Genomic DNA, 25,157 nt, shown 5'->3' with positions numbered 1-25,157 from the left:
TTTTCAAACCCGGTAAAGATAGGAAAGTTCAACTGCCTGCCCAATTCGCTGTTCATCTAATGGAGATATCATTTATCTTTGCACCTGATGTACGCCATAATCGATATCGAAACGACCGGAACCAGTCACCGAAACGGGAAAATTACGGAAATCGCTGTTTACATCCACGATGGCCGGCAGGTGACCGATTCATTCGTCAGCCTGATCAATCCGGAGTGCTACATTCCGTACAACATTACCCGGTTGACCGGCATCTCCAACGAGATGGTTGCGGATGCACCCAAGTTCTACGAAGTGGCCAAACAGCTCGTGGAAATCACGGCCGGGAAGATTTTCGTGGCGCACAACGTGGCATTCGATTACAACTTTGTCAAGGAAGAATACAAACGGCTCGGGTACGACTACCGTCGGAAAACCCTTTGCACCGTTCAGCTCAGCCGGAAGTTACTGCCGGGGCACCGCTCCTACTCGCTGGGAAACCTCTGCTCCGATTTGAATATCTCTATCAACGGTCGTCACCGGGCCGGCGGCGATGCGTTTGCTACCGTGAAACTGTTCGAGATTTTGATGCAGCAGAATAACGAGCAAACGCAGAACCTGTTTTCGAATGCACCCAAAGAGCTTCCGAAAGAAAAGCTCGAAGCCCTTCCCGGGCAAACCGGTGTTTACTACTTCCTGAATGACTCTGGAGAAATCATCTATATCGGGAAAAGCAAGGACATCCACCAACGGGTTCTTTCGCACCTGGCCAACAACAGCACAAAAAAGGCCATCGAAATGCGCAGCAAACTGGTGGATGTCGACTGGCAAATTACCGGCAGCGAGTTGGTTTCGCTGTTGCTGGAATCTGACGAAATTAAAAGTCACCAGCCATTGTACAACCGGGCACAACGGCGTACCCGTTTTCATTACGGCTTGTTTACTTATCAGGATGAAGAAGGTTACCAGCGCTTCGAAGTCAGGAAAATTATCGATGGCGAATTGCCGCTCACCAGTTTTTATTCAGCCGCTGAAGCCAAAGAATACCTCCACGATTTGGTTGACCAATACCAGTTATGCCAGAAACTCTGTGGCCTGTACCAAACCGATGGAGCGTGCTTTCACTACGAAATAAAAAGTTGTAACGGTGCGTGCATCGGTGAAGAAGCGCCTGATGATTACAACCAACGAGCCGAAATGGCGGCTGCTAAGCTTCAGTTTCGTTCGCCCAACTTTTTCATCATGGAAGAAGGCCGCCGGAAAGGCGAATGGGCGATCGTAAAGGTGCAGAACGGACGCTACACCGGCTTTGGCTATGTCGATGAGGAGAGCTCAACCGAAGGCGTTCAGGCTTTGCACGACTGCATCTCTTCCCGGCAGGACAACCGCGACACCCAGGGAATCATTCGCAGTTACCTGAAAAAGCATCCGGCAACGCGCATCATCGAATTTCGTACGGAAGAACAAAACTAAGCCTTCAGGAGAAGTCTCATTTCCTTCAGGACGGTATGAATACTCCCACACAGTTTAATGAATACTACCAGTAAAACGCTCAACGCGCAACGCGAAATCGTTGAAGCCACATCAGAAGTGCTCAACGCTACTCATGAAGTCGTCAACACTACTTAAGAAACGCTCAAGCCTACTTCAAAAATGCTCAACACTACCCAGGAAGCCGTCAATACTACTTCGGCAGTGCTCAACGCTACTCATGAAGTCGTCAACACTACTTAAGAAATGCTCAAGCCTACTTCAAAAGTGCTCAACACTACCCAGGAAGCCGTCAATACTACTTCGGCAGTGCTCAACGCTACTCATGAAGTCGTCAACACTACTTAAGAAATGCTCAAGCCTACTTCAAAAGTGCTCAACACTATTCAGGAAGTCGTCAACACTACTTCAATAATGCTCAAGCCTACTTCGTAAGTGCTCAACACAGGTCTGGAAGTATTCAACGCTGCCGGCAAAACCTTTTTACCCCGCCTCTAAGGCTTATGATGTTGTGTTGACGGTTTCTTCACCTGCCTTGATGGGTTCTGACATCGTGTTGACGGCTTCTTCACCTGCCTTGAAGGCTTCTGACATCGTGTTGACGGCTTCTTCACCTGCCTTGAAGGCTTCTGATACCGTGTTGACGGCTTTCCAACCTCTCCCAACGACTTTTCCTCCTGCCTTGACGACTTCGCTTCCTCTCCGAAACACTTCTCCGGTTGTCCTGAACCGTTTTCATGTTCTCCTGACAAGCTTTTCATCTGTCCTGAAAGGATTTTTACCTGTTCTGAAGACCAGTCTGGCAGCCCTGACGCCATTTGCCTGTCTCCTGACGAGCAGCGCAGGAGCCCTTCATCTATCTGGTGATACGAAATTGCAGTGGTGGGCTCTCCTGACGGCTGAGGAAGTAGTCCCAACCCCTTCCCCGGTTGCACCAGGAACATGTCATGGCCGAATAATTTTTTTGTTAACTTAGGTGAGCCTTAACAACCAATAAAATGACGACAGAACGAAGCCTATTGATAAGATTAAGAATTCACTCGGCAGACCGAATACAGAAGATACCAAGGGTACACATAACACACCCATATTGGAAATATTGGGTACTTTTAGTACACATATAAACTAGTTATAGGGCATTTAAAAAAGACACAGAAAAATGGGAACATGGAGTGAAAAAATAAAAGATAATGATACTACATTAGATATTTATTCTGCATTTTTTGACAGATACAATTCTGGAGAAAAACCTGATTTGATTTCAAAATCAATTAAAGTTGAATATGCAGATTATTTTAATGACTCTGATGACAGAAACAACGCTTTGATTGGATTGGCTCTTGCTCAGTGGGAGACAAAATCATTAGAACCTGATTTGCATAAAGAAATAAGTGATTTGGTTAAATCGGGTAAAGACTTGATTATTTGGAAAAATCTAGGAGCTAATGAAAAATCCCTAAAAAAGAGAAAAACTGAACTAGATAAATTTTTAAATCAAATTTCATTAGAGAAAAACAAAGCTAAACGGAGAATTAGACCAAAAATAGAATTTTCGACAAACGTATTGGTTAAAGCAGTTGCTCCTGATAATAAAAAAGAGTTAGTGATTCAAGAGGAATTTGGAAATGGAAAATATATTCACACGAGTGGAATCATGACTTGGTTTTCTGGTGGTGGAGCAGGAATTATATATCACAATAAACTTGGTGGAAAAGTAATTGCAAACTGGTCAGACAGTCAGACTGTTGAGATTATTCATGAAATAGGACTTAATTTTACTAAAAAGGAGACTAAATCATATTATTGTGGTGATGAGGTAATGATAAAGTACAAAGAAAAATAAAAAACGCCCTATAACATTTTATATATTGCATAGCGGTTTCTGTGGTGTGCGAAGCTCGGATTCCCGCCTGATTGTCTTAGTCCGTGCCGGACAGACAATCACCCGCAATCCGCTACGACAACATATAATTTACCGTTATGGGCAAAATGAAGAGCGACAGTGCAAACATGAAAATTTCACGATAGATTGATAATGAAAGAATTAAGAAACAATATAGGATTTGATTTAGGTTCAAGCAAATTTCGATTTTACAAAGAAGGCAAACAGATTGGTGAAATTCCCGCAAGACTGGAACTTGATGGCGAAAAACATGAAAAACTTGTGATTAATGGTAAAATTGCAGACTTTAATGGAACAGAGACATTATTAAGACAGGAAATCAAGAAAATCCAAAAACCAGTCCTCGGATTTTTGTACTTGCCATTTAATTCTCTTGTGTCCGTACCATCTGATATGAATGAGGTTGCATTGAGAGCATTTCGTGATTCAATGGAGCATGCTGGTTCGAAAACATGTTTTATGCTTAATGATTGTTTTATAGCCGCTACTGGATTAGAAATAGATATTAAAAACTCGACTTCCATGATTGTTGATTGTGGCGCAGGAAAGACAAGCATTACAACAATAAAAGGATTTGAGATAATAAAAAATGACATTCTTGACATTGCAGGAATAAATCTTGACGAAGCAATTCGAACCTATTTAAGTAGCAAGTACGACCTGATTGTTGACTTAAAAGTAGCCGAAAAACTAAAAATCGAGTACACGGATTTTAGAGAAAATAAACAAGTTGATAAGACCGTCAGAATTACTGGACAAGTAAAACAGACTGATAGTATCAAGGATATTAAAATTCAAAGCTCAGAGATTACAGATTGTTTAAGAAATGATATTGAACTACTTGTCGAGAGGATTATTCGCCACTTTGAAAATTTAGAGGATTCTGTATCAGAAAAAATTAAAATGACAGGTGTTTATCTAATCGGTGGCGGATTTAAACTAACTGGGTTAATCGACTTGATTTCTAAAAAGCTTAATGTAAATTCAAAATCATACGGATTTAGCAATGATTATATGAAAACTGGACTTCAGAAAATTCAAGCTAATCCAGGAGAATTAATGAGATACATGATGATTTAAAAACATTCAGCCCATAACAATAAATATAGGTCATTTGGCGGATAGTGCTAAATTTGAGCATGGTAACATTTAATAAAACATATAGCGGTTTGATACTTTGGAGCTTTGAAATGCCAAACGCCCCATATTATTACCGTTAGCACCAATTATGGAAGAAGACTACTCAAACAGGCAAATATCTAATTGAGGTAATAAGAAACTATATGAGAGAACGAAAAATTTATTACTCAAAAACAAATAGCATAATAAATGTGATTCTGACTTTAGGAATCTTAATTACCGGGTTGGTAAAGATTAAAATAGAAGGACAATTGTCTGAAGTTTTAATGCTATCAATAATTGGAATTTTTCTTTGTTATTGGATTTATCGGAATATGAAGCATTTTTTTCTTCGTAATCCTGTCGTGACTTTAACGGATGACTTTCTAAAACATAAAAACTTTATTTCTGAATGGAAATTCATTGAATCAATTGAGATTTCGAGAGGTTTCTTCCCAAGTGTAACAATTCACTACATTGATAGTAAAGTCAGGGACAGAAAAATGAAATCGTTGAGATTTCAGCTGGATGAATTAAAAATATCAAAGAATGAATTTGAAAAGCTTTTAAAAGAATATTATAAATAACTGGTGCTAACAAGTTGTAATATGGCAGGCGGGGGTTTTAGCGGTTTGACAAGTCAAACCAGTATTTTCACCTCCTGCGGGTCTGACAGGATTTCTGTTGGAAATCCCGCCCGACCACATACAAGTGACCGTTATGCTTAAGCTAAAAGAAACCGCAAATTCATAAACAAATAGACAATGAGAAAACATTTTTTGATACTTCTATTAATTTTTAATTCATTGATTCTCTTTGGTCAAGATATTAAAAAAGACTATGTGATTTTGAGACCACAAAACAACTCATCCAAGACTGATACAATATTTGGTGAAATTATTTTTCCTAAAAACGGAATAATTACAAAAGCTAAAATCATTGTAAACAATGAGAAAATGAAATACGCCCCAAATAAAGTAATTGGATTTAAATCTGGAGAAAGATATTTTGCAAGCGTCCCTTATAACTCGCATGGAAATGTATTTGCAGAAAGAGTTGCAAATGGCAAAATGAATTTATGCTATTATGATACAAATCCTAATGGATATAACGGAGGACTTGCAGGAGCAACTGCGACAAGTCTGACAAGTTATTATTTTATAAAGTTGGACACAATGGAAAATTATTTAAGAGTTCCTCATTCAAGAGAAAAAGCCAGAGATGAGATTTCTATCCTATTTAAAGACAATGAAAGAATTTACAATCAGATATTATCAGAAGATTTTAGGGTATGGAAATTACCTGACATAGTTAAAGAATACAATGACAAAAAATAAAGCCTAAGCATAACAATTTGCAAATTGCATTGCGGGTGCAGTGGTGTGCGTTGTCTCTGCTCCTTTCCTGACCGGTATACACAAAAAAAGCCGGTCGACAAATCAACCGGCCTGTATTTTAAGATTCAACGACTCTTATTCGTCAAGCTTGTCAAGAGCAAAAGCATAAGCACCCAGCGAAATGGCGCGGCTTGCCCCAATACGGCTAATTCCTACAGCCAACATCGGCTCCGGGTTGTACACCACCGTTTTATCGCTTTGTGGCACCTTAATTTCGACTGCTTTCTGATGAAATAAGGCTGCTAATCCCTCTTCGGTATCGGCACTCACCACTTTCTGTACCAGGCGCGGCATGGTTTCTCCGCTGGGCAAATCCAGGGTACTGTTCATCTCACCTAATGCTGCCGGCATAATCAGTTCGGCAGCACCAGAGAGTCCGCCTCCAATGACAATCAAACCATCGAACGTGGTAGCCAGGTGCGTCAATACATCACCAAGCGATTCTCCTACCGAAGCAAACGCTTTCACCGCTGCTTCACTGTTCCCGGGACGCATTCCTTTAGCTATTTCGAAAATGTCCTTCGGTGTCAACTCATCTGCATTCGCGTCTCCGCTGTACTCGCCGTAATGACGTTTCACCGCACGGATGGAAACACCGTCTTCGGCACACCAATTGGCGTTCAGTTTATTCCGGTAGGCATAAATCTCAGCAGCCATGGCATTGTCGCCAATAATGAGCTTGCCTTCGCGTACCAAACCGCCACCCAAACCGGTTCCCAGCGTAATTCCTACCAGGTTGTGGTATCGTTTGGGCGAACCTGCATCTTCCAAGCTTTTATTAATTTCGGGAAGAAAACCTCCCAGGGCCTCACCATACGCATATAAATCGCCATCGTTGTTGATGTAGACGGGCAAATTGAATTTCTCTTCCAGGAACGGACCGAGCGCCACACCGCCACGGAAACCGGGCAGGTTCACCAAATCGCCAATAATTCCGTTGGGATAATCGGCCGGACCGGGAAAAGCGAAACTAATCGCTACCGGCTCTTCCTGCAGTTCTTCTTTCACCCGGGAAAAGCCATCGACCATGTTGGCCAGACTTTTTTCCAGATTGTCTCCGTTAGAAGACAATGTAATGGGTTCAACAATATTTTCGCCGCCGCGAATGGCTGAAAAGACAAAGTTGGTACCTCCGGCATCGAGTGTCATCACCACACGCTTGTCATCAAATAAGTTCATTGGTTTACAGTTTTTGTGAATTTCGGAGGTTGAAAATACAAAATTCCCTCTAAAACGTGTCAGCATTTCAGTGGTTTGGAAAGTCTTTAAACAAAAAAAGGCCCGGAAAATTCCGGGCCTTTTTCAATTCGGTATTATTTCTTACATATCCAGATTTTTCTGAATCAGCTCCTTCAGTTGTTTTGCCTGCGGATCACTCGGATCGAGTTTCACAGCTTTATCAACATAAGGCATAGCGGCTTTGAAATCAACCTTTGCTTTCGCAACCTGTGCTTTGTACTTGTCGTCGGTTGTTTTGTACTTGCCGGCTTTTACATCGTTGGCAGCAGCCTGCAGAATAGCAGCACCTTTTTTGTAGTGCGCATTTCCTTCTTTCAGGTAATAAACGCCCAAAAAGGATTTGATTTTCTTACTATTCGGGTACTTCTGGAGGCCCGTTTCAAGCGTTGACTCAAACTTGGCCATGTTATTCAAGTGCCGGTAAGAGTTGGCAATGTACAAATACGCGTACTCAGCTTTGTAACTTGCGTCAGCCGCCATGGTGAAATACTTGATGGCTTTGTTCCACTTCTTGATTTTGTAAGCAGAATACCCCGTGTTGTAAATCATCACATAATCCGGATCCTGGTCGCCCCAGTTGGCAATAGCTTTCTCGAAATTGGTAAGCGCTTTTGCATAGTCCTTCGAACGCAAAGCTTCATTTCCCGCATTTTTCGATGCGATTGCATCCGCCTTTTGGTCCTGTGCAAAAGAGGTTGCCAAAAATCCTACACTAAAAATTAAAACAGCGATCAGTTTCTTCATTGTTGCTCCTATTTTTAAATTATCTATCAATTATGTTCTATAGAATGCTATTAGTAAGCTCAAAAATAATGATTTTAAAAAAATATGAAAGTAGTTACATGTATATTTTTCGTCCCCGCTTCATACACTTGGCCACTGAATATAATAGTATCTACTCATAAATCTTATGTAATTATCGGAATCTCCCTCTAAAAACAGACGGGCAATAACCATAAAACAGAAATCAGGGGTTGTACCGGTCTTTGTGGTAAAACTTCAATATATTCTGAATCATATCGATGTATCCTTTGGCATTTTTATTTTCCGGTTCAACCGATACAACCGCATTGAAGCAATTGAGGGCCTTTCCCCACTCCTGCATTTTGTAATAGCTCATTCCCAGAAGCATGTTGACCGTCGAATCCAATTCATTGATCTCATCGTTATTCAGTAACGAGAAAACCTCTTCCAGTTCGCCCCGCTCGTATGCTTCTTTCGCTTTTGTCAATTTCTCATTCATAGGTTGGAATTTCAATTACCCGTTTTCCTGGCACAATGTGTTACGAAAACTGTGCCATATTTTGTTTAATATAGATTTACTATTCAGGATTTGAGGTTGTCGGCGCGCCCAACAGACAGAACACCATGCACATTGCGTAATTTTTGGATTAGAAAATCGAGGTGCTCCAGGTCGTTTACATACACCCGCAAAGTTCCTTCGAAATTGCCGTTTTCGGAATTCACCGATATTGAGCGCATCTGCACGCCGACGTCTTTGGAGATGATGTGGGAAATATCGCTGACGAGTCCCATTTCATCTGTCCCGGAGATGTGGATGGTCGTCTGGAATGAGTTCCGTTTCCCGGTATCCTTCCACCGGGCCCGAATGACACGATAGGGATAGCGTTCGAACATCTGCGGCGCATTGGGGCAATTCATCCGGTGGATTTTAATTCCCTCGCGAATGGTCACAAAACCAAATATGTTGTCGCCGAAAATCGGATTACAACATTGCGCCAACTTGTAATTGATGTTCCGGATGTCATTATCAATCACCAGGAAATCGCCGCCGGTGTCGAAAGTCAGGTCTTTCATGTCCGAAGCAGGCAGAATTTCCGATAACTTGTCTTTGGTTGTCTCTTCCTCTTTTTTGCCGGTCAGAATATCCTTAATCTCCAGCGGCTCAATTTTCCCCACCGAAATATTGTAGTACAGATCGGCGGCTAGCTTCAGCTTGTAGTGTTTTAACAAGTCGCGGATGACTATGTCGTTGTAATCTATCTTCCAGTTTTTCAGCTTACGCAGCAGCATCTCTTTACCATTATCGGCTTCCTTTTTCTGCTCCTCGTTCAAACTGGCCTTGATGCGCGACTTGGCTTTCGAAGTCACCACAAATTCGAGCCAGTCGAGCTTCGGCTTCTGATTGTTGGAGGTTTCTACCGAGATATGGTCGCCGTTTTTTAGCTTATGCTTCAGCGTTACCATCCGGTCGTTCACTTTTCCACCGGTGCAGTGATCGCCTACAGCCGAATGTATTTCATAGGCAAAATCGAGCAACGTAGAACCTGCCGGCAGCTTTTTCAGATCACCTTTCGGTGTGAAAACGAAAATTTCGTCTTCGTATATATTCACCTTGAACTCCTCGATGAAATCAACCGGGTTCAATTCGGGATTCTCCAGTATTTCGCGGATATTCTTCAGCCAGTCGTCCAAATCCGAAGAGCCTTTCCCTCCTTTGTAACGCCAGTGAGCCGCCAAACCGTTCTCAGCTACGTCGTCCATCCGGCGCGTACGGATTTGTACTTCCACCCAACGTTTTCCCGGTCCCAGCACCGTCGTATGAAGTGACTCGTAGCCATTGGACTTGGGAATCGTGATCCAGTCGCGCAGGCGTTCCGGGTTTGACTGGTACTCTTCGGTAACTACCGAGAAGGCCTGCCAGCAATCCGACTTCTCATCTTCCGGTTTCGAGTTTAAAATAATACGAATGGCAAACAGATCGAATACCTCATCGAAATCGACTCCCTTCTTATTCATCTTGTTCCAGATGGAGAAAATCGATTTGGTGCGGGCTTTCATCTCAAAATCGAAACCACGTTTTTTCAGCTTTACTTCGACCGGTTTGACAAACGCAGAAACAAAATTCTTTCGTTGTTCATCCGTTTCCTTCAACTTATCGACGATGTGCTGATAATCTTTGGGATGTAAATACTTCAGCGAAATATCCTGCAACTCGGAATTGACCTTATACAGTCCCAAACGGTGAGCGAGCGGGGCATACAGATGCATGGTTTCATGCGCATGCTTCTTGTGCACCGAATGCGGATACCGGTCGAGTGTACGCATATCCTGCAGCTTGTCCGCAATTTTAATCAGGATAACCCGCACATCGCCCGAAAGGGCCAGCATCAACCGCCTGAAGTTTTCACTTTGCAGGGCCAGGTTATCGGTCTTGATGCCATTTATTTTAATCAGGCCGTCGAGTATTTCGGCCACGACTCTGCCAAATAGCTTTTCGATTTCCTGCCGGGCTTTGGTTTCTTCCTCTTCGGTGTACACGTTGTGCAGCAACGCTGAAATCACCGAATCCGACGCCAGTCCAATTTCGTTGGCAGCCAGGCGCGCTACCGCGATGGAATGCAAGATAACCGGGTCGCCATTCGACCAGGTTTTGTCGCCAATCTTCTCCCGCGCGAGTTCAAAAGCACCGTGTACCTGTACCAGTTCCTTATCGCTGAAACTGCGGGAGCAGGCAGTAATCAGTTTGTTATACTCTTCTGAAATAAGTTCGTTAAAGCTTTCCGTCACTTGCTGTCAATTTACAAATCCGTCACTGCATAAAATTAGCAAATATGGGAGGAGAAAGGAAATCCTGTTTTCATTTCATCGGGTCGGAACTAACCGGCGAAGTCCTGTAATTATCGGTTTTCGGATATCCGCCCGGGGTGTTGTAAACCCCACCGTCATAAGGGTTTCCAAACTTACTGATACTGAATTCGGCCTGCATGCTAAACTTGTCGGAAAACTTATAACCGACAAACAAAGAGCTGCCATAATTTGTCAGATTCTTCACGGCCGGATTCAACTCATTTTCAGACTGGAAAGTGTTTGAAACGAATCCGGTTCCACCCAAGAATAATTTTTCGTTAACAGCGTAGGTTGCCTGCCCCAGTAAAGACGCATAGTAATATCGACCACTCATTACCGGAAATTCATTCAGATAGTAAGAATAAAGGGGCATATCCTCAAAACGGGTCACTCCCATGGTTCCCAACATATCGATGCGCCAGCGCTTATGAGGCGAAAAACTAAATCGCGGAGCCACATATTGATTGAAGCCGTATCCATGCTTAAAATTGGTAAATACCGACGTCCCTACTTCAACACCAAAGTCATGCGGCATGACAGAATCTGTTGGCGATTGCTGCAATTGAAGCGACAGAGGCACTGATATTTCCGGTTTCTTTACCGACAATGAATCAGGCTCTCCCGCCAGGGTCGTCTGCACAAAAATGGCCATAAACAGCAGCGTCAATATGCTATATTTCATCCTCATAATCATTAGCTTATAATACGCACCGCAGGGTCAAAAATATCCCAGCCTCAAGATTGCAAATATCCTTCATCTTTCCTAACAAAAACCAGACCATCAAGAATCTGAACAGGGGGTTTTATTTTTTGATAAATTGCCGTAACTTTTCTCAAAATTTTGCCCTTTATCGATATCAATCTTTAACCTAAACAAATATTCCATGATGAAAACTTTACTCTCCCTCCTAAAGGTATTTACTGTGATGAGTATTGTATTGCTCTTCAGTAAATGTACAAGCGACCATGGTGTTCCCGTGGATGAGCCTGTAAAACAAACTATCCCTCAATCAGATGCATCAGGATATCTGACACAAGTCAATGAAGTTATCCATTTCCGTCCATTCGACGGCCAAACGAAATCTGCTAATGTTAATACGGTACAGGGACTCACCCTGGTTTACAAGGCGAATGTCAGCGCACCTGAGGCCGATTTGCCGTTGAGTGCCTCTTGCCTTTACGTTAAAGATGACATAGCAGTTATAGGCTATAACGTTCAGGGAACCGAATTTGGCGGTGCGTTTCAGATTATCAAATTTAAAGAAAAAACCGAGCAGGTAGAAACGGTTGTATCCAATCTGCCAGTCGACGTGAACGACATCATGCTGAAGGATAACATCGTGTATATGGCCTGTTCCGATCCGAAAACCGGCGCAGCACTTTATACCTATAACTTAACTACATCAGAATTTACCCGCGCTTTCATTCTTTCGAAATTGCTGGAAGGACAAACGGTTGCTTCGGCTAATGGTTTGGTTTTATCAGATTCGGAAGCCATGTTGTCTGCCGGAAATACCAATGGTGGTCTGTTTTGGGTTTCGGAAGGAACCGAAGGTTTCAGTGGCCTTAACTATTACGGGGCTACTTCAGCCAGTTCGATAGCGATGAGCCCCGATGGAAATCACCTTGCCTTGTTGGTCGGTGGTAACGAAGGCGACAAAGCCAGTCTTATTTTGACCGGAACCGACGGTACTTTTGAGAAGAACATTACACTGTCGAGTGAGCCGGTAACGCATCAGAATGTTGCAATCGAAAATATGTACAGCGGAAAGACCAAGGCGCGTTTCATTACTAATAATGTGGTGATTGCCACATTGGGAAGCCAGGGAGCAGTGGTCGTTAATCTCACTACTGATGAGATTCAGTCTACCCCGCCTTCGATGTTACACGCAGGAAACACGAATAGCTTTGCTTTCGACGACAAATTCGTTTACTACGGTAATGGCGCCGATGGCTTGTACCTGGCCCGTTACAATACCGAAAATCCTTCGTTGATGGTATACCCGGTATGGGTTTGGGATACGCAATCCAGTGCCCCTCCGGGATCGGTCAACGACGTAGCATCCGATGGTTCGAAGTGGATAGTCGTCGCCAAGGGGCTTGACGGCGTGCACATCTTGAAATTCGTTGATGACGGATGTGGCTGCAGTTTCTAATGGCAGTGCACAGAGTACCGACAGAAGAAGAAATAAACAGTACTAAGCAATCGATAATTCAGCAAAGAACTCAGGCCGGTGAAAATCCGGCTTGAGTTCTTTTATAGGAGCCCAACTAACAAAATGAGGAATGAGCGTTTCGTCGCCGCATTTATAAAAATTGCCGCGAAAGCTTTTTCCTCTTTCCAGTCCAATCATCGAAAAAGGAATCTCAACCGTTAGGTTCCAGTCCGATAGAACATCTTCAGGCGGCAATGCATCCGGATGTAAACTGGCGTTGCGTCTAATCAATGCCAACTCTTCCGTCTGCAAACGCCGCCTGCTCTTACGCTCTGCTCCAACCGCAGACAAACAAACGCCCAGCGCGTTAAATTCGAAATTGCGGTAATTTTCATTCTCCTGAAGAAAAAACTCCACGCACGAATCTTCGTAAACCGGCTCCTGGTCGTTTCTGTTGACAGCTCTCACGTAATCCTTACGAACTACATAATGCAGGAATAACGAATGACCGGAATGTCCCAGGTATACATCAACTTCCGGTTTGTGCGGAAATTCTTGCCAATTGATTTGCTGAAGCTGAAGTACCAGTCCGACTTTCGGAAGTAGTTCACCAGCATTTTTCGTAGAAAGTGCCGGAAGATATGGAATCGTTGGGATAATCATCATGTTCGGTAATTTAGTTTGCGCAAGCTACGAAATCCATTGGGTACAAAAAAGCCGGAAAACCTCTATGACGATTTTCCGGCTTCAACAAGATCCATTTAACTCATTACTTCCTTACAGAAGCCTCCTTGTGTACCCGCTCCAACTCGACGGTAAAATGCCGAAGAATGGGGGCTTCATGGGTAATACTAAATCCATGTTTTATCTGGTCTCTGCGATCGTATACGTTCTTTAGTACCGCAGCTACATAATGCATATGATTGTTGGTATAAACTCTCCGGGGAATAGCCAACCGAACCAATTCCAGTGCCGGATACCGGTTTTCCCGCGTATGCGGATCACGATCGGCCAGCAATGTTCCAATCTCCACGCCACGTACTCCACCTTCGAGATACAGTTCTACTGCCAACGTCTGAGCGATGTACTCTTCTTTCGGAACATGTGGCAGGAAACGTTTGGCATCCACAAAAACAGCGTGCCCGCCGATGGGGCGCTGAACCGGAACGCCATACTCAATGAGTTTGTCACCCAAATATTTTACCTGCTGGATACGAGTATCGAGGTAATCGAAATCAACCACTTCCTGAAGGCCTACCGCCAATGCATTCATGTCGCGGCCGCTCATGCCACCATAAGTGACGAAGCCCTCGAACATGATGGTGTGCATCGAGCATTTGTCTACCATCTCTTTTTCCCGGAAGGCCATAAAACCGCCAATGTTTACCAAACCATCCTTCTTCGAACTCATGGTCATTCCATCGGCGTAGGAGAACATTTCGCGGACAATTTCCCTGACAGACTGATTACGGTAGCCAGGTTCGCGCATTTTGATGAAATAGGCATTCTCCGCAAAACGGGCTGCGTCGAAAATAACGGTCGTGCCATATTTCTTCGCCATTTGGTACACATCCTTCAGGTTCTGCATGGAAACAGGCTGTCCACCGGCTGTGTTACAGGTAACTGTCACAATAATCATGGGAATGCGCTCTTTCGGTTTCGAAATCAGCACATGCTCCAGTTTAGCCAGGTCGACATTCCCTTTGAACGGATGTTCTTTGGTGGTATCGTACGCTTCTTTGATGGTACAATCGACTGCATCGGCATGACGAAACTCGATGTGACCTTTGGTGGTATCGAAATGTGCATTACCCGGAATCAAATCTCCTTTTTTAATCAATGATGAAAACAGCACATTTTCGGCTGCCCGTCCCTGGTGGCTGGGAAGGAAATAATCGAATCCGGTAATATCTTTAATGGTTTCTTTCAGATGAAAATAGGAAGAAGAGCCGGCATAACTCTCGTCACCGGTCATAATAGCTCCCCACTGCTGATCGCTCATAGCGCCCGTACCGCTGTCGGTCAGCAAGTCAATAAATACCTGCTCGCTACGAAGATTAAATAGATTGTATTGGGCTTTTTTTATCCACGCTTCACGCTCCTTCCGGGTACTTTTCCGGATAGGTTCCACCATCTTAATTTTATAGCTTTCTGTAAAAGGTAAATCCATCTTAATTTGAGACTTTAGGGTGTTCAGGTAAAATCCGGCTTTCGCCGAATCAATCATCTAGAAGTATTAGAATGCGATGGATTAACAAAAGGAATCCCTGTTCTTCAGATTCCTGTAGAGCTGAAACATCAGCCACAATATGTGAATGGACATTTTCATGTTAACTCCCTTACTTATGTTACAAATATAGGGAATGCAACAGCCGTCGGGGGGAAAAGAAGTCGAAAAGGGTAATTCCAATTTTTATTTTAGCGGGTGTTCTTCAGCATGGGGTTGTCGCGAAAAATAACGGTCGTTTCCGTATATCACATTGATTTTTCCCGGCAGGATCTCCAAGGTATAATGTCCTCGTTTTAGGGGCTCTCCGTCCGATTCACCTGGGATAGACTTATCCGATTCAAATCGAATCAGACGTGCTGTGTGGGTCGTTACATGCTTGTCCTTTATAAAGCTTCCGTTGTATAAACCGGTAAAATTTCGGAGTATTCCCCACAACCCTATCCGTCGGATGACTGTTACCTGAAATTCGCCGTTGTCGGGAATGGCTCCGGGAGCCTGCATCATGCCGCCACCGTTGAATTTCCCGATGCCCACACTGGCACTGAACAGCACTGTTTCAAATGGTTTCTCATCGACAAAATAACGCAACCGCCGGCTTCGGTACGACAAATAACTGGAAACCAAACTCTGAACATACACCCGGATACCCGACTTGCCTCTGTCCTTCAAACGGTTGGCCCGGGCTGCTGTCATCGCATCGAAACCAAAACCTGCCATGTTCATGAAATACCGTGTAATCGTTTCATTGGGACGACGAATGGTGATTTTTCCTACATCTTGCCGGATAGTTTTGCCTTCCAGAATAATTTCAATCGCCTTTTTGTATTCATCCGGTATCCCGAAAGTGCGAATCCAGTCGTTTCCGGTCCCAACCGGTATCATCCCGATAGTCACTTCTTCAGGTGGACAAGTATCCTGTTTAAAGACACCATTCACCACTTCGTTCAGCGTTCCGTCGCCTCCGGCCACGATAATATTCCGGTAACCGGCTGCTACCATTTCACCCGCAAGGGAAATTGCGTGTTGCGGATAGTCGGAGGTCACCATATGGAAATTGATTTTGTGCTTCTTCAGCAACTTCATAATCTTTCCTTTATCGTGCGCTCCCCTCCTGCTTCCCGCATGCGGATTGAGAATAACCAGCCAGTCAGATTGTACCATTTTTTCGAAAATTATGTTTCGAAGATAGTAAAATTGAGATCAAGCAAGCAGAGTGGAAAATGTGTTATGCATCATCCGGGGAATTCCGGCTCATCTTGTCGAGGAATTCATCGATAAACAGATTCATGTGGTCAAAATGGGAGCCTTCCCAGAATACCTTTCCGCAGTCGGTGCAACGATAAAAGCGGTCAAAATAGCGGCGCGTTCCCGTTTCCAGCCTTTCCTGCACTTCTTCTTTGGGTACCTCAGTCATTGGTCCGTTACATTGCATGCAGCGTGTAAAGGGACGAATGGCCCGAATAAGGCCAAAATGTTCAATCACCTCTGAAAGCTGCTTTTTGGATTGCTGCGAACGAAGCCAGTAGCCTAATTTCACACGATTGTATTTGAGAATACCCAGGTCGCGGGTCAACACAATCCGGTTCTCCGCTTCAGCAATATCAGCAATCACATCGTCATCCATCCGATTACGGTAAAGGGTGTCGAAGCCCAGCATACGAAGATACTTAGCCAGTTTTCCCAAATGCACATCGAGGATAAAGCGGACCTTGTCGGGCAACTCCGGCCGAAGATGAATAACGGTGCTATCGCTTAACAACCCGGCTACCGGATACACATTTACCAGGTCGCCGGCGGCAAGTGATGCATCAAACCCAACCGAATGGCCATTGACGGTCAGCACATCAATCTCTACATGCGGAATACCGGCCGATTCGACCGCGTCTTTCACTGTTTGCCCCAAATGAAGCCTCGCCCGAAATGGTTTTTGCCGGTAATCGGGCGGCAGAAAGTCATTCAGGTGACCAAAGGCACGAATCCATATGAAGGAAAGTTTACTCATCGGATTGTCTTGTTACCAAAGGTAAGAAATCCTTTTTCGGGATACGACAATTCACTTTTTAACTGCTAAGCGAATGACTTTACGTGTCATTTTTCGGCTTCAGCAGAAAAAAATAGAAAAAGCCTTTTAAATTTGCAGCCGGAAAATCATCAAAACACAATATCTGTAAGACTATAACGTATGGGACGCGCCTTTGAATACCGCAAGGCCAGGAAGCTGAAACGCTGGGGCACCATGGCCAAGACCTTTACCAAACTGGGAAAAGAAATCGCAATCGCTGTTAAATCCGGTGGCCCCGATCCGGTAGCTAACTCACGCCTTCGCGTGTTGATTCAAAACGCCAAAGCGGCCAACATGCCCAAAGACAATGTTGAACGGGCAATAAAAAGGGCTGTATCGAAAGACCAGGACGATTACAAAGAGCTGGTTTACGAAGGTTACGGACCGTACGGAATCGCCGTATTGGTAGAAACCGCTACTGATAACCCCACCCGTACCGTGGCCAATGTGCGAAGCTACTTCAACAAATGCAACGGTTCACTGGGAACCTCAGGTTCGGTTGAATTCATGTTCGAACACAAATGCAACTTCAAGGTAAAAGGCAAAGAAGGTCTCGACCTGGAAGAGCTGGAGCTGGAGTTGATTGATTTTGGTGTACAGGAAATATTTGCTGAAGACGACGACATTCTCATCTACGGAGATTTTGAATCGTTCGGGCCAATCCAGAAATACCTGGAAGAGAACGAATTTGAAATTGTGAGCGCTGAGTTCGAGCGTATTCCGAACGATACCAAAGAATTGAACGAAGAGCAGGTAGCCGAGATTGAGAAGCTACTGGGCAAGCTGGAAGAAGATGACGATGTTACCAATGTCTTCCACAATATGAAAGAAACAGAGTAAACATCTCTTCAAAAAATACAGTTAAAAGCCCTGAGTAGCATTGCATATCGGGGCTTTTGTTTTAATTCTCATCTATATATAAAACCTAAAATCACGTTCAAATTTAATAGGCGGTTTTCATTACTTCACCAATCGCTTCGTACAACTCAGCTTTTTTAATCGGTTTCGCGATATAGCCATGACATCCGGCTTCCAATAACTGGTCACGCTCCTCCAGCATGGCATAGGCTGTTTGCGCTATAATCCGGGTAGTTATACCCTTTTCCTTTATTTCCTGAAGACATTCGTATCCACTTTTCACCGGCATATCGATATCCAGCAGCACCAAATCAGGCTGGCTCTGTTCCAGCATATCCATCAAAATTTGCCCGTTGGAAGCATGTTTTATTTCTGATACCCGGTTCTTCAATAGCTCCCGCAAATACATATATGAATTCCGGTCGTCTTCAGCAATTATAATGCTTAGTCCCTGGAATTCATCAACCTCACTCCCGGCCTTCTTCCATTCAGGCAATGTCTCTTTCACCGGTTGGTACGGAACAGTAAAACTAAAAGTAGTCCCGATATTGGGTTGCGAAGTAAACCAGATACTCCCGCCCAGAAGTTCCACAATACCTTTGGAAATGCTTAGCCCCAAACCAGCGCCTTCATGGTGTTTATCTTCATCAATCTGCCTGAAGCGTTCGAATATGATTTCTGCCTTTTCAGAAGAAATACCGAGCCCTGTATCCTTTACATAGAATTCTATAAAATTGCCATCTTCTGTTTGTTTCTGAACGAAACCAATCGTAACACTTCCGTCCTGTGTAAACTTCAAAGCGTTACTCATCAGGTTGTCTATCACCTGTTGCACCCTGATGCCATCGGTATGCAAACGAATGGCGGCGGCATCTTCGGGGAGTTCCAACATCAAATCCAGGTTAGGATTGCTGGTGACCCATGCCGATTTCTCAAAGGTGCGGTAACTATTTTCAAGCAGCTTTGCAGGTTCGCAATCAGTTTTGTTTATCCGCAACTGTCCTGCTTCGATTTTTGAAATATCAACAATATCATTGATAATTTGCAGCAGGCGCTTGCTCGAATTCTGTATAATATCAATGAAGTTATCGCGCTCCGGGTCGTCGGGCTCCAACTCTCCAAGCAAATTGGAGAAGCCCATGATGGCATTCATCGGGGTACGGATTTCGTGGCTCATGTTGGCCAGGAAAATGGATTTCAGCCGGTCGCTCTCTTCCGCTTTTTCTTTTGCCCTGAGCAACTCCAGACCGGTCAGGACCTCCCGGGTAATATCCTGCAGCGTACCATGGCGCCTGACAGGGTGTCCCTGTGCATTGTATTCCGTGATGTAGCGCTGCTCGATATGCTTTATCTTGTCGTTCTTAAGAAGTAAGCGATGAGTCACTTCACTGTACTTTTTACCGGGCTCGGAAAAGACATATGAATTCTTCACTCTTTCTCTGTCGTCCGGATGGATCAGCTGAAGAAATTTATCAAATGAAATTTTCAGAATCTCATCATCCAATTCTATAATCTTGCCAATGGCTTCTGAGAAGTGCATGTGCATCGATTCTATATCCAGCTCCCAGTGTCCGATTTGTGCCAGCGTTTGCGCTTCTTTCAACTTCCGCTCGCTTTCCTTCAAAGCCTCCTGTGTTCGGTAAAAATCAGTCATATTCCGGGCGACTCCGAGCACGCCTATCAGGTTTCCTTCCGAATCCCGCATGGGCGTTTTAATCGTTTCAAACAACGCATCATGGCCATCATCGGCGTAGGTCACCCATTCGAGGTTGGTCTGTGCTTCGTCTTCCTCAATGGCAACTTTGTCTTTTTCACGGAAGAACGTAGCCAAATCAGCCGGAAAAAAGTCGTAATCCGTCTTTCCGAATAATTCTTCTACCGGAACTCCCATCAGGCGTTCAAATTCATGATTGCATGATAAGAATCTCCCTTCTTTATCCTTCAGCCAAATCAAATCGGGGATGGTTTCAAAAAGCGTTTTAAGCTGTTTTCGCTCGTTCTCCAGTCTTAATTTGGCTTCTTTCCTTTCGGTGATATCTCTGACGAACATCATATGCGCCGGACGCCTGTTATATGTCAGTGTACTCGCGGTTAACTCGACAGTGATTAATTGACCATCTTTATGCTGAATAACCGTTTCGTAATTCGTTGGTACATCCTTTCCGGTGGTCCGTGCAATGTAATACTGTTCCAACCGGGTACGTTCAGAAGGCGCAATAAATTCGAGGAAATTTCGGTTAAGTACTTCATTTCGTCCATAACCAAAAGCCTGTGAGATCATGTGGTTGGCAAACTGAATCAATCCGTCCTGAAGAATCACGATTGTGTCGCCGGCCCCTTCAACCAACGTCCGGTATTTTTCCTCACTTTCGTGAAGGGCATTCCGGGTTTGCCAGTTTTTATTCTGCTTCAGCATCAACTTTCCCAGCAATACATTTCCAATCGGATAAACCGTCAGGAGCGGCAATGCCAGCTGCGATAGCGTCTCCCAACGCACACTGGCAGGAAGCAAAAGTGAGCAAGCCAACATGGACATATGAACCACTACCCCAAGAGAAAGTAACTCCAGAAGTTGATTGCTGCAAAACCAGTTGGGACGGAGTTCGCGCCAAAGAATTCCAATGGTTCCGGAGGAGATGATAACAGCTATCCCCATCCATAGTCCGGCACCGCCTTCAAGTATCCGAAACACTCCGGTAGCAATCATGGCAATAACAGTGGGAACCAGTCCAAAGAAAACACCGGATATGGAAAGCATCACCGAGCGCGTGTCGAAAACCAGACCGGGTTTCATGGTCCATTGCGATAACATCAGAATAATCCCGATAGCTCCCAGAATAACGCCGGTAATCAGTTTATCGGAGATCTTTTTTGAGTTCTCTTCTCCCACCCACAGGTAATCGTAAAGCATGCTGAAGGCCAGAAGAATGGCTGTATTTTGCAACAGCGCTACCACAATCGAATTATTCATCCTCGTATCACTTAGTCAACAGTGCGACAAGATAACCTATTTATCAATCTCCCAAAAGAATATCTCTCATTCAGCCGATCTGTATTCTGTCACACATTCAGTTTATCGTCGGGTTAATTATTACAAATTTATAACGATGAAGGAGTGAATAAAATTGTCTGAAGCATGGACGAACCCCGCTATTCAATTATCTGAGCTGGGCCAAAAACCAAAACGTAAAAAGTGGAGCAGTCTAAAACCGGACTACAGAAAATTCTTATCGAGAAATTCCTGAAATTTCTCTTTGTACTGGTCGCTTACCGGGATGTAGACTTTACCAAAAACGATGCGGTTTCGTTCGATGGTTTCGATTTTTGCCAGGTTGACAATGTACGAGCGGTGTACCCGCATGAAGAGGTCCTCGGGCAACTTGGCATCCAGTGCTTTGAGGGAGTTGAGTGACAGAATGGGTTTGGCTTCATTCTGTACGTGCACTTTGATATAATCTTTCAGGCCTTCGATATACAGGATATTATCGAAGTTAATGCGCCGGATCTTGTATTCTGACTTGATAAAAAGATATTCATTGTTGGCCTCGATTTGCGTATGCGCCTGGTGCTCCAGGTTGAACATATTCTGCGCTTTGATAGCGGCCTTCAGGAATTCCTCATAGCTGAAAGGTTTCAGCAGGTAATCGACCGCATTCAGTTTAAAACCTTCCAACGCATATTTTTCATAGGCGGTGGTGAAGATGATTTTAGGCGGAGAAGTCAATGTGCGGGTAAACTCGGTTCCCGATAAGTCGGGCATGTGAATATCGAGAAACAACAGGTCGACCTGCTCGTGTGCCAAAAATTCCATGGCATCGAGCGGATTGTCGAACGTATTCACCAGTTCCAGGAACGGTGTTTTCTGAATGTAGCCCTTGATCAGTTGCAGGGCAAGAGGTTCGTCATCGATAGCTATGACCCGCAGATTCATTCTTTCGGTTTTTAGGTTGATTTCAAAGACAATTTCTTTAAGACTCGCTAATCTGAATAGTTAGCAGTACCCGGAACATCTCATCATCCTCATCGATTTCCAGTTTATGTTTTCCCGGGTAAAGCAGCTTCAGGCGTTTCCGGGCATTTTCCAGACCTATCCCTGACTCCTTTTCTTTCAGTTTCCCGGAAAGCACTTTGCTGTTCCGGCACATGAAATTAATCTTCCCTTCATCAACCTGCAGTACGATGTCGATGAATGATTTTTCGCGGTAGCTGATACCGTGCTTAAAAGCGTTTTCGATGAACGGAATAAACAACAATGGCGACACGTCGATACTTTGGGTCTCTTCCGGAAACGAAACATTGACGGTTACCTTTTCGTTGATGCGCAATTTCATTAAGTCGAAATAGTTACGCATGAAGCTAATCTCTCTTTCCAATGGGATTAACTCGCTCTCCGATTCGTACAACAAGTACCGCATCATGTGCGAGAGTTTCAGTACTGCCTCTCCCGCATCGTTCTGATTGAGGCTGATCAACGAATAGATATTGTTCATGGTATTGAAGAAGAAATGCGGACTAATCTGGCTTTTCAGCAGGGCCAATTCGGAATTCAGCTTAGCTTTTTCCAAATCTTTTCGTTCTGCTTCATTCTTTGCCAGTTTACCCATTACCCGCAGCCCCATAGCAAATCCCGAAACAAGTATGCTCGTCACTAAATAAATGTAAATATGGAATTCCCGTGGCGGTGGTTTCGGGAAGTTATTCTTCTTCCAGATTTCCCGCATGGCCTCCATGAACCGTTGCTCATCTGCCGTCACCAACAGGTGATTTCCCCAGTCGCTCACCCAGTAAAGTGCAAAAACCATAACCGATATCAGCAGAAAGTACATCCATTTCCGGTCTTTCAGGAAGAACCGGGGAATCAGCCAGATGTAATTGATGTAAAACACTGCTGCATACACCGCCGTGTTGAAGTAAAGCCGTCCCGACATCATTCCGCTGCGCCCCCAGGCCAGCATCATCAGGTACTGTGGCAGGAAGAAGAGGAAAATCCAGGCCAGCACATGCAACAAAATATGCAGGCGATTACCGGAAAGTACTTTTCGTTTCATCAGTTAAAGTTTTTACCCGTGCCGTCCAATTTGATTTCTACAGCACGGGCAAGGATTTATCTCCTGAAGTCCCTAAGATAGCAGAATTTACTCATACCGGAGGGCATCAATCGGATTTAAGCCGGCAGCCTTACGGGCCGGATACCAACCGAAGAAGATTCCGATAGCGGAACAGACCAGGAACGACAGAATCACCGAGCTAGACATCACATACACCGGCCACCCCATGATGGAACCGACCAGATTGGAAGCCAGGTAGCCCAGTATAATCCCCAGTATTCCCCCGATGACACTCAGCAGAACCGATTCGATGAGGAACTGCATCAGGATATCGATACCGCGGCCGCCGATGGACATCCGCAGCCCGATTTCACGGGTACGTTCGGTCACCGACACATACATGATGTTCATGATACCGATACCGCCCACCAACAGCGAAATGCCGGCGATGGCACCAAGCAGGGCTGTCAGTACATTACTGATGGATGAAAAGGTACTCACCAGTTCCGATTGGGAGAATACCCGGAAGTCATCGTTGTCGTTGCCGGTCAGCTGATGTGATTTGCGCAAGGCGTTTTCCACTTCCGTGATGGCTACATCGGCTTTTTGTTCGCTGGCGGCCGACATGCTGATTCCCTGAATATAGTCGATGGCCAGAATTCGCTTCTGCACGGTCGTGTAAGGCGCCATGATGATATCATCCTGGTCACGGCCGAACGAGTTCTCGCCCTTTGCGGCCAATACACCAATGATCTTCATCGGGACTTTGTTGAAACGGATATTTTGTCCTACCGGGTTGGCATCTTTCCCAAAAAGCTTTTCTACCACCGTTTGTCCTACCAGGCAGACTTTACCCATGGTTTTGATTTCGCTTTCGGTGAACATACGTCCGCTCGACAGGTCGTACTTTTTGATGTTCAGGTACTGGTCATTGATACCAAATATCGATGTCGGCCAGTTTTCGTTGCCATACACCACCTGGCCGCTGGCCCGCAGTTCGGGCGAAACGGCTACAACATCGGGGCAACTTTTCTCTATCGCGGTAATATCTTTTAGTGTCAGCGACTCCGCATTCGAGTTTCCCAGCTGCACGCCTCCTCTTTCCTGGGAAGCAGGCATCACCTGGATGAGGTTGGTTCCCATGGACGACATCTGCTGCTGGATGCTTCGCTTCGAACCTTCGCCAATGGCCAGCATGGCAATCACCGAGGCCACCCCGATGATGATACCCAGCATGGTTAAGAATGCCCTGAATTTGTTTCTTCGCAAGGCATTGATGGCTATTTTGAATAGATTGGAAATATTCATGTCGCTAAGGGTTTAAAGTGAAACATCCACATCCTCGTCGGGAGGAAGGTTATCCAGCATTTCCTGCGCGCTCAGCCGGTCAGTCACCGGATGTTCGCCTTTGATCAGGCCATCGCGGAAAACAATGTTCCGCGTGGTAAAGCGGGCAATGTCCGGTTCGTGCGTTACAAAGACAATGGTTTTGCCCTTGTCGTTCAGATCCTGGAAAAGGGCCATAATTTCGTAAGAAGTACGGGTATCGAGGTTACCGGTGGCCTCGTCGGCCAGAATCACGACCGGGTCGTTCACCAGCGACCTGGCAATGGCGACCCGCTGTTGCTGTCCGCCCGACAGCTGATTGGGCATGTGGTGCATCCGGTCGCTCAGTCCTACGGCATTCAGTGCCTCCTTCGCGCGTTCTTTCCGCTCTTTACTGCTCACTTTGCTGTTGTAATACAACGGGAGTTCCACGTTCTCCAGCGCCGAGGTTCGCGGTAGCAGGTTATAGGCCTGAAAGACGAAGCCCAGCTTCCGGTTCCGCAAACCCGCCAGCTCATTCCGATTCAGATCGCCCATATTGATGCCATCGAGCTGATAATCGCCCGAACTCGGCTTTTCGAGACACCCCAGGATGTTCAGCATCGTCGATTTACCTGAACCGCTGGCTCCCATGATAGCGACAAACTCTCCTTTGCGAATCTCCATATCGATTCCCCGTAAGGCGCGCACGGTCACTTCTCCCACATGAAAATCCTTGTGCAACTGATTGACCTGTATGATGGTGTTGTTTTCCATTT

22 protein-coding genes are annotated in these 25,157 nt (G+C 44.8%); 7 read left to right on the top strand and 15 right to left on the bottom strand.

Annotated elements, in window-relative coordinates; translation table 11 throughout:
• Positions 1-87 precede the first annotated feature (87 nt).
• Positions 88-1,452, top strand: a complete 1,365-nt coding sequence (locus GJU87_RS07755) for an exonuclease domain-containing protein (RefSeq protein ID WP_153639006.1) — start codon at positions 88-90, stop codon at positions 1,450-1,452.
• 519 nt (positions 1,453-1,971) lie between these two features.
• On the opposite strand, the gene GJU87_RS07750 is transcribed toward GJU87_RS07755, so the two are convergent.
• Positions 1,972-2,181: a hypothetical protein gene (locus GJU87_RS07750; RefSeq protein WP_153639005.1), complete on the bottom strand. Its 210-nt coding sequence runs from the start codon at positions 2,179-2,181 to the stop codon at positions 1,972-1,974.
• A gap of 448 nt (positions 2,182-2,629) precedes the next feature.
• Here GJU87_RS07750 and GJU87_RS07745 point away from each other — a divergent pair, with 448 nt between their 5' ends.
• The 4 genes from GJU87_RS07745 (at position 2,630) to GJU87_RS07730 (ending at position 5,829) form a co-directional block, all read left to right on the top strand.
• The gene (locus GJU87_RS07745) at positions 2,630-3,313 is read left to right on the top strand and encodes a hypothetical protein (protein WP_153639004.1); all 684 of its coding nucleotides are present in this window, start codon (positions 2,630-2,632) and stop codon (positions 3,311-3,313) included.
• 192 nt (positions 3,314-3,505) lie between these two features.
• Positions 3,506-4,453 (top strand): rod shape-determining protein, encoded by a 948-nt coding sequence (locus GJU87_RS07740; protein ID WP_153639003.1) that lies wholly within the window; start codon positions 3,506-3,508, stop codon positions 4,451-4,453.
• 203 nt (positions 4,454-4,656) lie between these two features.
• Positions 4,657-5,079 carry a hypothetical protein gene (locus tag GJU87_RS07735; protein ID WP_153639002.1) on the top strand — a complete coding sequence of 141 codons (423 nt, stop codon included), beginning with the start codon at positions 4,657-4,659 and terminating at the stop codon, positions 5,077-5,079.
• Positions 5,080-5,256: 177 nt separating this feature from the next.
• Positions 5,257-5,829: a hypothetical protein gene (locus tag GJU87_RS07730; protein ID WP_153639001.1), complete on the top strand. Its 573-nt coding sequence runs from the start codon at positions 5,257-5,259 to the stop codon at positions 5,827-5,829.
• A 135-nt stretch (positions 5,830-5,964) separates the two neighbouring features.
• Here GJU87_RS07730 and GJU87_RS07725 read toward each other — a convergent pair whose 3' ends face one another.
• The 5 genes from GJU87_RS07725 to GJU87_RS07705 all read right to left on the bottom strand — a co-directional run bounded on the left by GJU87_RS07725 (position 5,965) and on the right by GJU87_RS07705 (position 11,401).
• Positions 5,965-7,068 carry an ROK family protein gene (locus tag GJU87_RS07725; protein WP_153639000.1) on the bottom strand — a complete coding sequence of 368 codons (1,104 nt, stop codon included), beginning with the start codon at positions 7,066-7,068 and terminating at the stop codon, positions 5,965-5,967.
• A gap of 141 nt (positions 7,069-7,209) precedes the next feature.
• Entirely contained in the window at positions 7,210-7,872 is a 663-nt protein-coding gene (locus GJU87_RS07720) for a lipopolysaccharide assembly protein LapB (RefSeq protein ID WP_106543573.1), read from the bottom strand.
• Positions 7,873-8,095: 223 nt separating this feature from the next.
• Positions 8,096-8,371, bottom strand: coding sequence for a tetratricopeptide repeat protein (locus GJU87_RS07715; protein WP_153638999.1), 276 nt, complete (start codon positions 8,369-8,371; stop codon positions 8,096-8,098).
• An 83-nt stretch (positions 8,372-8,454) separates the two neighbouring features.
• Positions 8,455-10,659, bottom strand: a complete 2,205-nt coding sequence (locus GJU87_RS07710; protein ID WP_153638998.1) for a bifunctional (p)ppGpp synthetase/guanosine-3',5'-bis(diphosphate) 3'-pyrophosphohydrolase — start codon at positions 10,657-10,659, stop codon at positions 8,455-8,457.
• 70 nt (positions 10,660-10,729) lie between these two features.
• Positions 10,730-11,401 (bottom strand): hypothetical protein, encoded by a 672-nt coding sequence (locus tag GJU87_RS07705; protein ID WP_153638997.1) that lies wholly within the window; start codon positions 11,399-11,401, stop codon positions 10,730-10,732.
• A gap of 202 nt (positions 11,402-11,603) precedes the next feature.
• On the opposite strand from GJU87_RS07705, the gene GJU87_RS07700 reads away from it, so the two are divergent.
• On the top strand, positions 11,604-12,875 hold the full coding sequence (locus tag GJU87_RS07700; protein ID WP_153638996.1) for a hypothetical protein: 1,272 nt from the start codon (positions 11,604-11,606) through the stop codon (positions 12,873-12,875).
• 42 nt (positions 12,876-12,917) lie between these two features.
• Here GJU87_RS07700 and GJU87_RS07695 read toward each other — a convergent pair whose 3' ends face one another.
• From GJU87_RS07695 to GJU87_RS07680, 4 genes are all read right to left on the bottom strand, one after another.
• Positions 12,918-13,541, bottom strand: a complete 624-nt coding sequence (locus GJU87_RS07695; protein ID WP_153638995.1) for a carbohydrate-binding family 9-like protein — start codon at positions 13,539-13,541, stop codon at positions 12,918-12,920.
• A gap of 103 nt (positions 13,542-13,644) precedes the next feature.
• A complete protein-coding gene (locus tag GJU87_RS07690; RefSeq protein WP_228491899.1) occupies positions 13,645-15,102 on the bottom strand; it encodes a tryptophanase in 1,458 nt (485 codons plus the stop codon).
• A 186-nt stretch (positions 15,103-15,288) separates the two neighbouring features.
• Positions 15,289-16,266: a diacylglycerol kinase family protein gene (locus GJU87_RS07685; protein ID WP_153638994.1), complete on the bottom strand. Its 978-nt coding sequence runs from the start codon at positions 16,264-16,266 to the stop codon at positions 15,289-15,291.
• A 64-nt stretch (positions 16,267-16,330) separates the two neighbouring features.
• The gene (locus GJU87_RS07680) at positions 16,331-17,107 is read right to left on the bottom strand and encodes a Mut7-C RNAse domain-containing protein (protein ID WP_153638993.1); all 777 of its coding nucleotides are present in this window, start codon (positions 17,105-17,107) and stop codon (positions 16,331-16,333) included.
• Positions 17,108-17,287: 180 nt separating this feature from the next.
• Here GJU87_RS07680 and GJU87_RS07675 point away from each other — a divergent pair, with 180 nt between their 5' ends.
• Positions 17,288-18,007 (top strand): YebC/PmpR family DNA-binding transcriptional regulator, encoded by a 720-nt coding sequence (locus GJU87_RS07675; RefSeq protein WP_153638992.1) that lies wholly within the window; start codon positions 17,288-17,290, stop codon positions 18,005-18,007.
• A gap of 103 nt (positions 18,008-18,110) precedes the next feature.
• Here the strand turns inward: GJU87_RS07675 and GJU87_RS07670 are convergent, their stop codons facing one another.
• From GJU87_RS07670 to GJU87_RS07650, 5 genes are all read right to left on the bottom strand, one after another.
• Positions 18,111-20,996 carry a PAS domain S-box protein gene (locus GJU87_RS07670; protein WP_153638991.1) on the bottom strand — a complete coding sequence of 962 codons (2,886 nt, stop codon included), beginning with the start codon at positions 20,994-20,996 and terminating at the stop codon, positions 18,111-18,113.
• Between the two features lie 243 nt (positions 20,997-21,239).
• Positions 21,240-21,956 (bottom strand): LytTR family DNA-binding domain-containing protein, encoded by a 717-nt coding sequence (locus tag GJU87_RS07665; RefSeq protein ID WP_153638990.1) that lies wholly within the window; start codon positions 21,954-21,956, stop codon positions 21,240-21,242.
• Positions 21,957-21,993: 37 nt separating this feature from the next.
• The gene (locus GJU87_RS07660) at positions 21,994-23,073 is read right to left on the bottom strand and encodes a sensor histidine kinase (protein ID WP_153638989.1); all 1,080 of its coding nucleotides are present in this window, start codon (positions 23,071-23,073) and stop codon (positions 21,994-21,996) included.
• Positions 23,074-23,160: 87 nt separating this feature from the next.
• Complete coding sequence (locus GJU87_RS07655; RefSeq protein ID WP_153638988.1) at positions 23,161-24,381, bottom strand: ABC transporter permease; 1,221 nt, start codon at positions 24,379-24,381, stop codon at positions 23,161-23,163.
• A 12-nt stretch (positions 24,382-24,393) separates the two neighbouring features.
• Complete coding sequence (locus GJU87_RS07650) at positions 24,394-25,155, bottom strand: ABC transporter ATP-binding protein (protein WP_153638987.1); 762 nt, start codon at positions 25,153-25,155, stop codon at positions 24,394-24,396.
• Between the last annotated feature and the right edge of the window lie 2 nt (positions 25,156-25,157).

The sequence above is a fragment of the Prolixibacter sp. NT017 genome, from assembly GCF_009617875.1.
GTDB lineage: Bacteria > Bacteroidota > Bacteroidia > Bacteroidales > Prolixibacteraceae > Prolixibacter.
The sequence above is the reverse complement of the archived record's forward strand: the minus strand, read 5'-3'. Positions and strand labels throughout refer to the sequence as shown.

Excerpts from the sequence above, each read along its gene's own strand:
- GJU87_RS07755 (WP_153639006.1), top strand. The coding sequence starts at position 88 with ATGTACGCCATAATCGATATCGAAACGACCGGAACCAGTCACCGAAAC.
- GJU87_RS07745 (WP_153639004.1), top strand. The coding sequence starts at position 2,630 with ATGGGAACATGGAGTGAAAAAATAAAAGATAATGATACTACATTAGAT.
- GJU87_RS07740 (WP_153639003.1), top strand. The coding sequence starts at position 3,506 with ATGAAAGAATTAAGAAACAATATAGGATTTGATTTAGGTTCAAGCAAA.
- GJU87_RS07735 (WP_153639002.1), top strand. The coding sequence starts at position 4,657 with ATGAGAGAACGAAAAATTTATTACTCAAAAACAAATAGCATAATAAAT.
- GJU87_RS07730 (WP_153639001.1), top strand. The coding sequence starts at position 5,257 with ATGAGAAAACATTTTTTGATACTTCTATTAATTTTTAATTCATTGATT.
- GJU87_RS07725 (WP_153639000.1), bottom strand. The coding sequence starts at position 7,068 with ATGAACTTATTTGATGACAAGCGTGTGGTGATGACACTCGATGCCGGA.
- GJU87_RS07720 (WP_106543573.1), bottom strand. The coding sequence starts at position 7,872 with ATGAAGAAACTGATCGCTGTTTTAATTTTTAGTGTAGGATTTTTGGCA.
- GJU87_RS07715 (WP_153638999.1), bottom strand. The coding sequence starts at position 8,371 with ATGAATGAGAAATTGACAAAAGCGAAAGAAGCATACGAGCGGGGCGAA.
- GJU87_RS07705 (WP_153638997.1), bottom strand. The coding sequence starts at position 11,401 with ATGAAATATAGCATATTGACGCTGCTGTTTATGGCCATTTTTGTGCAG.
- GJU87_RS07700 (WP_153638996.1), top strand. The coding sequence starts at position 11,604 with ATGATGAAAACTTTACTCTCCCTCCTAAAGGTATTTACTGTGATGAGT.
- GJU87_RS07695 (WP_153638995.1), bottom strand. The coding sequence starts at position 13,541 with ATGATGATTATCCCAACGATTCCATATCTTCCGGCACTTTCTACGAAA.
- GJU87_RS07690 (WP_228491899.1), bottom strand. The coding sequence starts at position 15,102 with ATGATTGATTCGGCGAAAGCCGGATTTTACCTGAACACCCTAAAGTCT.
- GJU87_RS07685 (WP_153638994.1), bottom strand. The coding sequence starts at position 16,266 with ATGGTACAATCTGACTGGCTGGTTATTCTCAATCCGCATGCGGGAAGC.
- GJU87_RS07680 (WP_153638993.1), bottom strand. The coding sequence starts at position 17,107 with ATGAGTAAACTTTCCTTCATATGGATTCGTGCCTTTGGTCACCTGAAT.
- GJU87_RS07675 (WP_153638992.1), top strand. The coding sequence starts at position 17,288 with ATGGGACGCGCCTTTGAATACCGCAAGGCCAGGAAGCTGAAACGCTGG.
- GJU87_RS07670 (WP_153638991.1), bottom strand. The coding sequence starts at position 20,996 with ATGAATAATTCGATTGTGGTAGCGCTGTTGCAAAATACAGCCATTCTT.
- GJU87_RS07665 (WP_153638990.1), bottom strand. The coding sequence starts at position 21,956 with ATGAATCTGCGGGTCATAGCTATCGATGACGAACCTCTTGCCCTGCAA.
- GJU87_RS07660 (WP_153638989.1), bottom strand. The coding sequence starts at position 23,073 with ATGAAACGAAAAGTACTTTCCGGTAATCGCCTGCATATTTTGTTGCAT.
- GJU87_RS07655 (WP_153638988.1), bottom strand. The coding sequence starts at position 24,381 with ATGAATATTTCCAATCTATTCAAAATAGCCATCAATGCCTTGCGAAGA.
- GJU87_RS07650 (WP_153638987.1), bottom strand. The coding sequence starts at position 25,155 with ATGGAAAACAACACCATCATACAGGTCAATCAGTTGCACAAGGATTTT.